This is a genomic window from Paenarthrobacter sp. RAF54_2, from assembly GCF_052113945.1.
Taxonomy (GTDB): domain Bacteria; phylum Actinomycetota; class Actinomycetes; order Actinomycetales; family Micrococcaceae; genus Arthrobacter.
Genome location: NZ_JBFRDV010000012.1, coordinates 124,954 through 133,962 on the forward strand (window position 1 = coordinate 124,954; position 9,009 = coordinate 133,962).

The window sequence follows — 9,009 nt, forward strand, 5'->3', positions numbered from 1 at the left end:
GGGGACCATGCTAAGCCGCCGGAGTTGCATCACGAAGGGCACGGCAGTGAAATCGCCCGCGTCCCCTTCTTTAGACCTCCGGGCGGGGCGCCCTGAGCAGCAGTCCCTCACCGCCGTCGAACGTTACCATGTGAAATCCGGGACCGCGGGCCAACTCCTGAAAGCCCCAACGCTGGTGGAGGGCGAGCGACGCCTGATTACGGGAATTGACCACGTACCACGCCGTATCCGCCCGCTCCCAGATCCACTCCAGCCTCGCCTCCGTCAGCGCTGCCGCCACCCCTTGGCGACGAAAATGCGGAGCAACAGTGATTCCGCCGAGGTAATGGCCAGCCGGCGCGTGTCCGTCGGAATAGTCCCAATAGTGCGTTTTGGACCAACCCACGACGGCGGAACCTCCATCCCGGGGCATGTCCGGTGGCGCTTCAGCCACCAGGACCAGCCGATGGGAATCCCTGATCGCGGCACTGATTCCTTCTCCGAACCTGCCGGCAGCGGCCAGGGATGTTCGCCCGGCGGTGAGCTCTACTTCGCTGATGCCAGGAACGTCACTCTCACGAGCGGGACGTATGAGGAAAGACATTGGGACAGTCTAATTTGTGGGAAGGCTTTCAATATGAGTTCAGACTCATAGTATGGGATTAGCGAATATGGCGCGTCTCACAGGGAACGCATCAGCCCCGCACGAGAGAAGACCATGACACACGAAACAATCGCCCCGTTGGACGGCGTCCGAGTCCTCGAACTCGGCAATTACATCGCCGCCCCCACGGCTGGCAGGCTGCTGGCCGATTTCGGCGCCGAAGTCATCAAGGTCGAGCGTCCAGGCACCGGCGACGAGCTCCGCAACTGGCGACTCCACAAGGGCAACACCTCCATGCTCTACCGCACGCTGAACCGCAACAAGAAGTCAGTGGTCCTGGACCTCCGCACCGAGGCCGGCAAGCAGGCTGTCCTGGCCTTGGTTGCCAAGTCGGACATCCTGCTTGAGAACTTCCGCCCCGGAACGCTGGAGAAGTGGGGCCTCGGACCGGAAGTCCTCAACGAAGCCAATCCGGACCTCATCGTCACCCGCATCTCTGCCTTTGGACAGACCGGGCCCTTGTCCGAGCGGCCTGGGTTTGCCGCCGTCGCCGAGGCCTTTAGCGGTTTCCGCAATCTGGTGGGGGATCCGGACCGCGCTCCGGTGCGCGTGGGCGTCTCCATCGGAGACTCGATCGCGGGCCTTTACGCCGCCTTCGGCTCCATGATGAGCCTGTACCAACGTGAAGCACGACGCCGAAGCTCGACTGGCGCTGTTCCCCTCACCGAGCGCATCATCGATGTCGCGCTGAACGAAGCGATGTTCTCCATGATGGAATCGCTGATTCCTGACTATCAGGCTTACGGCGTGGACCGGCAGCGCGTGGGTGGCCGGATGGAAGGCATTGCGCCCTCGAATGCGTACGTGTGTAAGGACGGCGCCAGCATTGTCGTAGCCGGAAATGGCGACTCGATTTTCCAGCGATACATGCAGACCATCGGCCGGCCGGACTTGGCTGAGGACCCAGCACTGCAGACAAATGCCGGGCGCTGGGCCAGCCGCGAGGAACTGGACCAGGCAATCGGCGAGTGGACCGGGCAGCTGACCGCGTCTGAAGCATTGGCCGCCCTGGAGGAGGCAGGAGTTCCTGCTGGTCCTATCTACACAGCCGCGGATATCAGCACAGACAGCCAGTACGCGGCCCGCAACATGATCCAGAAGTTCGATGTTTCCACAGGCGAGGAGATCCTCCCGGGAGTAGGTTTCCCGGGTATCGTGCCCGTGATCGGGGAGCAGTCCCTGCCCATCCGCAATCTTGGGCCGGACCTCGGCGAGAATACTGAAGAAATCCTTGGCGGGCTCCTTCACTTGGATGCTGCCCAAATCGATGCGGCTTCCGGCCGCGAGGAGGCTCTCCGACCATGAACGGCTTTGAAAGCACCCACGCCACAACGCTTGGAAACACCTTGGGCAGCGTCATCCTGAGGGACGTCACCTTGCGGGACGGGCTGCAGCTCACCGGAAAACTCCTGCCGACAGAGCAAAAGATCGAAACAGTCCGCGAGTTGCTGCGCCTGGGCGTCCCGGCGATCGAGCTCGGATCCATGGCGCGCGCGGACCTCGTCCCCACCATGGCCAACACTCTGGAGGTGGTCCGGGCTCTCACGCCCGAGGAACTCGAAAAGTGCTGGATCTGGGTAGCGACACCCGGCCACGTTGCCAAGGCATCAGCTGCAGGCGCGCGCAATTTTCAGTACTGCCTGTCTGCTTCGGATTCACACAACAAGGCGAACATCGGCCGGACGACGGACGAGAGCCTGGCTGCTTTGCCTGAGGCCGTTGAGTACGCGCGTGCAGTGAATGGCCAGATTCAGTTGTGCATCGCGACGTCCTTCACCTGTCCTTTCGAAGGCTACGTTCCCGAGGAGCGAATCCTGTCCATTGCCAATGATCCCCGGGCGGAGGGCACCACTGACATCGTCATCTGCGACACCTTGGGGCAGGCCGTTCCTGCCCAGGTGTCCAGCCTGATCGCGCGTGTGCGGGATGATTCTCCTGCCCGGCGGATCGTCTATCACGGCCACGACACTTGGGGCCTGGGCGTCGCCAACACGCTCGCCGCAATCCAGGCGGGCGCTGCAATGGTGGACGGCGCCTTGGGAGGCCTGGGTGGCTGCCCCTTCGCACCCGGCGCCAGCGGCAACACTTCCAGCGAGGACATCCTGTTTGCCACACGTCCCGAATGGCTGACACCGGATGTGTTCGGGGAACTTGTGGTATTGTCCGAGAAGCTGCTGGCAGAGCTGGGCGAACCCAACCGTTCAAAGGCTGCCCAAGGCGCCCGCTCCCGGGCGGCAGCCTTTGACTGGGTCATCCCCTCCCCAGGGGGCGACTAGCTGCTGGGCTTCCCCGCTCCGCCAGCCGCCATCAGCTCCAGACGACGTAGAGTTTCCCGGTTGCGGACGGTGATCATCGGATCCCTAAGTGCCTTTGGCACCACCTTTCCCGGGCCCCGGATCGCGTCTTCGGCCATGGAAACGCGGCACTGGTTACCACCCAGGTCCTCCAAAGTGATGCGGACCGTTGCTTCACCTACGGGCCAGCCACGGGCCAGGAGTTCCAGGCTCCGGCCAGGTTCGACGGCGGTGACGCTGGTGCTGTCGTTGAGGAGGAGAGGCCAGGCTCCCACGGAGTGATGGAGTTTGGAACCGACTCGTGGCCACTGGTCATCCACCGCGCGAATCCTTGAGGCGCCAACAACCCAGCCGGAGTATAGCCAGCCGTCAGCGATGACGTTCCAGACGTCTGCGGCAGAAGACTTGAACAGCTGGGTAACGGTGGACATGGAGTTCCCTTCTGTGTGCCTTCGTCATCTGTGGTGAGACTAAGCTAAGCATGCTTATAAATTGTCCGCCATAGGCCGCCTACACTGTTGGCATGGTGTGCAGGGAATGGCGGTATTGGGCGGCAGGCCTGGCTCTGTTGTCCACCCTGCCGCTGGCGGCATGTGACGGCTCCCCCGACCAAGAACCGCCGACCAGTTCCGGGCCACAACCCATTTCGGTGGAGGTTAATCAATCCCGGGACCAATACGGCAAGCAAGCCATCCTCATACAGCTCACCAACACCACAGACACTCCCGTTACCGTGAGCGGTGCGCGGCTGAAGTCCGCGTTGTTTGAGAAGGACATCATCTGGGAGCCAACAGGCGGCGCCCTGGAGCTACCACCCCGGCAGCCCAAGAGCCTTCCCGCCAACCTGCCTGCGCCGTATTGCGGGCAGTCGCCTACTGAACCCCTCATGGCCGTCGTTCAATATTCGGAGCCAGCCAAGGGACCCACAGAAACCTCGGTTGAGGCGCGGGATCCGTTCAACGTCCTGCCCCGGAACGCCGACGAGCTGTGCTTGGCAGCCGACGCTGCCGCCGTAGCTGCCATCGTCTTGGACCCCGATCTTGAGGTGGCCCCGGCGGGTCGCACCGCCGTCGTGCGTCTTGTCATTACTCCTGCGAGCACTCCTGGTGAGTCACCGCAAAAGCTCACGATCAACTCCATCGACGGAACCACCCTGCTGGCCGAATCGCCCGCGGATCCTTGGCCGCGGGACATCGCGATATCATCCGGTGCGGCCCCGAAGGAGGTGCCCTTGACTATCCGTCCGGCGCGATGCGACCCGCATGCAGTGGCCGAGGACAAGGTTGGAACACTGTTGCCGCTAAGGATTTCGGTGGGCGGCCGGGAAGGCGTACTGAAAGTTGCGGCATCGAATGAGTTGCGTGGGCGTATCTACGACTTCGTGACGGCGGCCTGTGGTGGAGCCGTTCATTAGGGATTTTCTATTCGTCACTACTCGAAGTGACGGTCCCATCCGAGAAGACGAATTCACCTATGATGGTGACGCCGTCGAGCTCGTAAACCGGGATACTCACCGGACCCTTGGCCCGGCTTGCCTGCCAATGCAATGCCTCTTCTGGCGACTTGAACAGCGATGGATCGCCAGTTGCTACTTTTCGTTCCTCGTTCTTGACATACCCAATTCGATCGTTGGTTGCATACGCCCGAATCAGGTCCGGTTCAAGGGAAACCCCATCGACCTCAGTTGGAAGGCCATACGTTTGGCCAGCGGCATTCTTCTCGAAGGTGGCGTCACCTAACACGACAGCTGGCGCATGCGGCACTACTTGGGGCTTGRCCGTCGGCTGGGATGTAGCGCTGGCAACTCCGATTCCGGCACCCCCGAGAAGAACTGCACCCAGAAGGACAGTTGTTGTTCGGGTTTTCAATAGACGTTTCATTTTCCCCTCGCACTGTGACTACACGGCCTTGTCTCGATGCCTGTTCGCCATGACAGGTGACGTGCCGATACTTGCTATGTGAGTGTTCATGGGGAAACGTGACGCAAATCTCCGCGCGGCTAGGTTGGCCGTGCACCGGCCTTACTTAGCCCACTGTCGCCAGAGCGGCCGGAGCGCATTCCACCCTGACTTTCACATGGGCTTCCACCGTCTTCACTTCGCCGTCCATCTGGTACGGCAGGGGCTTGAGCGTAGTGAATTCGTAGCTGCTCACGCTCGGCTGATCGCCAAGGCCCTGCGTGGTTGCGCGGAGGGCAGTCAGCAACACCTTCCATTTGGGCATGTGCGGAAAGACGATTACTTCGAACTTTCCGTCCGACGGATGATCTTCGGCCTCACTGAGCGTGGCGTATTTGGCCATTTCGGGGATGTTGGCGAAAACCAGGCTGTCGAATTTCCTGCGTCTGCCATCGGAGGTGCGGATGGCGAAGGGCTCGAACTTTGAGAAGGTCTTGATGACGGAGACCATTTCAGTCAGGGCTCCCTTGCTACCCTTTTCCAGTTCGGTGGCCACAACAGGTGTGAGGCCGAAGCCAATGTAGGAATGCGCATACTCCAAAGGCTCGCCGTCTTTTTGGCCAGTGTGAATGCTCAGGACGTCAATCTTCCGGACGTGGCCCTCAGCAATGGCCTCTTCCAGTGGCTTGGTTCCCGTGATCCGGCGGTGGTCATTGGCGTTGCCCGCAGCCATGACCGCACATACCGCCTGCGGATTTCCGGCGTGCATCACGCCGTTGACAACCTCGTTATAGCCACCATCACCGCTGACAGAGACAACCAGGACGTCGCCTCCCTTTTCTGCCGCCGTCCGGGCCAACTCAACGGCGTGTCCAGCGTGTTCGGTGGGCTGCAGGGTAATCTCCGGCGCGTAGGGAAGCATGTCCTTCAGCTTGACCTGTAATTGCTCGGCCAGTTCGGGCGCATTACCCGTGCTGTTGGGATTGAAAATAATGGCGATCGATTCAAAAGTCCGTGCAGAATCCATAATGTGCTCCTTGCGTGTACGCCCGTTTGGTTACTACCCGTTCGCTCTTAATATCCCCTACGACTCCCCCGGGAAACGCCCACCAATGAGTCTGGTCATATGTTCGGCGGTCGCAAGCAAAGGTTCCACCCACACCTGGCACGTTTCCAGTGGCATCCGCAGCTTGGGGCCGCTGATGGTGACTGCGCCCACCAGGGCAGCGGCTGAATCGAACACTGGCGCCGAAAGCCCGGAGGCCCCGTCTTCCCGCTCCCCTACAGTGATCGCAAAGCCATCGGCCCGCGTCTTCTTGACCGCAATCTCCAATTCCTCGGAGCTGGTGATCGTGTAGTCGGTAATGGGCTCCAACGGGTCGCGAAGGACAGCCTCCATTAATTCAGGAGACCAAGCGAGCAGGACCCTGCCGGCCGAACCTGCGTGGAGCGGAATGATCTTGCCAAGGTGCATCTCCCGGCGGAGCGCGTGACGGGTATCTGCCATGGCGACGCATACGCGGTAGTGCTGTTCTGCTTTGAAGAAGCATGCTGTCTCACCAGTAGTATCGCGCAACGTCTTGAGTAGCGGGCTGAGGATGTCCACCACTTCCATGCCACGGGTGGCCGGAGCCGCCCAATAGGCCATCCGCATGCCGATGCGGTACGCGTCGCCCTCCCGGTCCAGGAATCCTTGGGACGTCAGGTTGGTGACGAGACGCTGCACCGTGGATGTCGGCATCCCGGTGTACTCGCGAATGTCGCTCAGCTGCAGCACCGGCTTCGAGAGGGAAAAGGCGTCCAGGATGGACGTGATCTTGCCAAGGACAAGCAAAGGGTTGCCGTTGGCCTTCACGGAAGCATCGGATGCTGACATAAGTCTCACGCTAAACGCTCGCCGGAGGGGACGCCAATCCCCGGGCCGGTAGAACTACAGCAGGACCGTGCCCTGGATGCAAGTAACAGATGCCCCTCCGACCCAGATGTCACCGCCCCCAGCCTTCACATGGATGCGACCCGCCCTGCCCAAGGCAGTGCCCTGCGCCGCCACGTATTCTTCAGGAGCCCGGCCGCTGCCGATCAGCCACTGCGCTGCACCGGCATTGAAACTGCCGGTCACGGGATCTTCCACCATCGCGTCGCCTGGAATGAACGTCCGCACTTCAAAGTCGACGTCGGAACCGGGCTCGTGCGGGCCGATCACCCCGACCTTGAGATCACCCATGGCCACCAGATCCGGCTCGATCGCCAGGACCTGTTCGGCGGACTCAAGCAGGACACCAACCCACTCAGGGCCGTTCACCAGCCATGATGCGTCCAGCAAGGAGTCCTCCGGGAGCCTAAGACCGGCCGCCAGCTGGGAACGAACATCGGCATCCACCGGCTCGAAGCGGGTCAGTGGTGGTGCAGCAAAAGCCAGCCGACCGGCGTCGTGCTTCACCCGGACCAAACCTGCGCCACATTCCTGCACCACGACGCCGTCTTCCTTGGACTCTCCCCCCGCCTGCAGCCAGGTGTGTGCGGAACCGAGGGTTGGGTGCCCAGCGAACGGGAACTCCTCGCTGCCCGTGAAGATGCGTACACGGTAATCGGCACGCGGATCTGTTGGAGGGAGAAGGAAGGTGGTCTCGGAGAGATTGGTCCAATTAGCAAAGTGCTGCATCGCCTCGCTGCTCAGTCCCTCTGCGTCAACTACTACTGCCAGCGGGTTACCGCGATATGGCTGGGCTGAGAAGACGTCAACTTGGTGGAACGGGCGGATGCGCAAGGATTCTGAAGTCACCGCTGCAGGCTATCACTGGGTGGCTGGCCAGGCGTGCCCATGCAAAACTACGAGCATGGCAGAGAACAAGACCCAGCCCACGAGCATGTCCGTGGATGAATTCCTGTCCTCCGTGGAGCACCCTGGCCGGCGCGCCGATGGCTTGGAACTGCGGAGGATGATGCAGGAGATCACTGGCGAGGAAGGGGTTATGTGGGGGCCGACCATCGTGGGATTCGGCAGCTACCACTACAAATACGAGAGCGGACGGGAAGGTGACTCCGCCGCCGTCGGATTCTCACCGCGCAAGGCGAACCTGGCGCTCTATGGCCTCACATACGGCCCCGATGCCGACCGCCTGCTTCCGGAGTTGGGCAAGCACAAGACCGGAGCCGCATGTTTATACATCAATAGGTTGGACGACGTGGACCGTGAGGTCCTCGCAGAGATGATCCGGACGGGCTACCAACACGTCATGTCGGAGCTCCACACCCCGTAAATCTCCGCCGAGGTGGCATTTAATGACAATCCCAGCGCTCCGGATTGGCATTAAATGCCATCTCGGCGCGGGTTGGGGGCAACAAAAGGACCCCCACAACCGGAAACCGGTGACGGGGGTCCTTCTTAGCAGTCAGAGACTACTTCCCTGCAACGACCTCGAGGTCGATAACAGCGGAAACATCCTCGTGCAGGCGAACGTTGGCCTGGTACGAACCGACAGACTTGATGTGGTTCGGCAGTTCAACGTTGCGCTTGTCGATGGCGCCGAGGCCAGCGGCCTCAACAGCAGCAGCGACATCARCAGGCTTGACGGTGCCGAAGAGACGACCGGACTCGCCGGCCTTCACCTCGAGCTTGACCTTCTTGGAGGACAGAGCCTGAGCCTGTGCCTGTGCAGCTTCAACAGAAGCGTGGGCACGAGCAGCGCGGGCAGCCTTGATGGACTCAACCTGCTTCTCGCCACCCTTGGTCCAAGTCAGAGCGAAGCCGCGGGGCAGCAGGAAGTTACGTGCGTAACCGTCCTTGACCTCGACAACGTCGCCAGCAGCACCGAGACCGGTTACTTCGTGGGTCAGAATGAGCTTTGCCATGTTAGTTAATCCCTTCCCTTAGCCGCGGCCAGCGCCGGAGTAAGGCAGCAGAGCAACTTCGCGGGCGTTCTTGATTGCCTGGGCGATCTTGCGCTGTTCCTGAACGGTAACGCCAGTAACGCGACGAGCGCGGATCTTTCCGCGGTCGGAGATGAACTTGCGCAGCAGTGCTACGTCCTTGTAGTCGATGACGGTGATGTCAGCGGCCTTCAAGGGGTTGGACTTTGGTTTGGGCTTACGGAGTTCAGCCTTAGCCATCGTGGAGCTCCTTTTCTATGGAGCCCGTGGATATTGATCCACGGGATGGTGGTGTTCGACGGCG

At 61.2% G+C, this 9,009-nt stretch carries 12 protein-coding genes; 4 read left to right on the top strand and 8 right to left on the bottom strand.

What is annotated here, in order from left to right:
• Positions 1 to 70 precede the first annotated feature (70 nt).
• On the bottom strand, positions 71 to 583 hold the full coding sequence (locus AB4Y87_RS13890) for a GNAT family N-acetyltransferase (protein WP_442004911.1): 513 nt from the start codon (positions 581 to 583) through the stop codon (positions 71 to 73).
• 114 nt (positions 584 to 697) lie between these two features.
• On the opposite strand from AB4Y87_RS13890, the gene AB4Y87_RS13895 reads away from it, so the two are divergent.
• Positions 698 to 1,948, top strand: a complete 1,251-nt coding sequence (locus tag AB4Y87_RS13895; RefSeq protein WP_442004912.1) for a CaiB/BaiF CoA transferase family protein — start codon at positions 698 to 700, stop codon at positions 1,946 to 1,948.
• Entirely contained in the window at positions 1,945 to 2,919 is a 975-nt protein-coding gene (locus AB4Y87_RS13900) for a hydroxymethylglutaryl-CoA lyase (RefSeq protein WP_442004913.1), read from the top strand. The genes AB4Y87_RS13895 and AB4Y87_RS13900 overlap by 4 nt, the downstream gene beginning before the upstream one ends.
• Here the strand turns inward: AB4Y87_RS13900 and AB4Y87_RS13905 are convergent.
• Positions 2,916 to 3,368, bottom strand: a complete 453-nt coding sequence (locus tag AB4Y87_RS13905) for an SRPBCC family protein (protein WP_442004914.1) — start codon at positions 3,366 to 3,368, stop codon at positions 2,916 to 2,918. The two genes, AB4Y87_RS13900 and AB4Y87_RS13905, sit on opposite strands and share 4 nt — an antisense overlap.
• A gap of 92 nt (positions 3,369 to 3,460) precedes the next feature.
• Between AB4Y87_RS13905 and AB4Y87_RS13910 the strand changes: the two genes are divergently transcribed.
• Positions 3,461 to 4,351 carry a hypothetical protein gene (locus AB4Y87_RS13910; RefSeq protein ID WP_442004915.1) on the top strand — a complete coding sequence of 297 codons (891 nt, stop codon included), beginning with the start codon at positions 3,461 to 3,463 and terminating at the stop codon, positions 4,349 to 4,351.
• A 7-nt stretch (positions 4,352 to 4,358) separates the two neighbouring features.
• Here the strand turns inward: AB4Y87_RS13910 and AB4Y87_RS13915 are convergent, their stop codons facing one another.
• From AB4Y87_RS13915 to AB4Y87_RS13930, 4 genes are all read right to left on the bottom strand, one after another.
• The gene (locus tag AB4Y87_RS13915; protein WP_442004916.1) at positions 4,359 to 4,805 is read right to left on the bottom strand and encodes a hypothetical protein; all 447 of its coding nucleotides are present in this window, start codon (positions 4,803 to 4,805) and stop codon (positions 4,359 to 4,361) included.
• Positions 4,806 to 4,962: 157 nt separating this feature from the next.
• The gene (locus AB4Y87_RS13920; protein ID WP_442004917.1) at positions 4,963 to 5,862 is read right to left on the bottom strand and encodes a diacylglycerol/lipid kinase family protein; all 900 of its coding nucleotides are present in this window, start codon (positions 5,860 to 5,862) and stop codon (positions 4,963 to 4,965) included.
• A 57-nt stretch (positions 5,863 to 5,919) separates the two neighbouring features.
• Complete coding sequence (locus tag AB4Y87_RS13925; protein WP_442004918.1) at positions 5,920 to 6,711, bottom strand: IclR family transcriptional regulator; 792 nt, start codon at positions 6,709 to 6,711, stop codon at positions 5,920 to 5,922.
• Between the two features lie 54 nt (positions 6,712 to 6,765).
• Positions 6,766 to 7,617: a PhzF family phenazine biosynthesis protein gene (locus AB4Y87_RS13930; RefSeq protein ID WP_442004919.1), complete on the bottom strand. Its 852-nt coding sequence runs from the start codon at positions 7,615 to 7,617 to the stop codon at positions 6,766 to 6,768.
• 55 nt (positions 7,618 to 7,672) lie between these two features.
• Here AB4Y87_RS13930 and AB4Y87_RS13935 point away from each other — a divergent pair, with 55 nt between their 5' ends.
• Positions 7,673 to 8,095 (top strand): DUF1801 domain-containing protein, encoded by a 423-nt coding sequence (locus AB4Y87_RS13935; RefSeq protein WP_442004920.1) that lies wholly within the window; start codon positions 7,673 to 7,675, stop codon positions 8,093 to 8,095.
• Positions 8,096 to 8,234: 139 nt separating this feature from the next.
• Here the strand turns inward: AB4Y87_RS13935 and rplI are convergent, their stop codons facing one another.
• Complete coding sequence (rplI, locus tag AB4Y87_RS13940; protein WP_442004921.1) at positions 8,235 to 8,687, bottom strand: 50S ribosomal protein L9; 453 nt, start codon at positions 8,685 to 8,687, stop codon at positions 8,235 to 8,237.
• Positions 8,688 to 8,705: 18 nt separating this feature from the next.
• Entirely contained in the window at positions 8,706 to 8,945 is a 240-nt protein-coding gene (gene rpsR / locus AB4Y87_RS13945; protein ID WP_003800144.1) for a 30S ribosomal protein S18, read from the bottom strand.
• Positions 8,946 to 9,009: the final 64 nt, after the last annotated feature.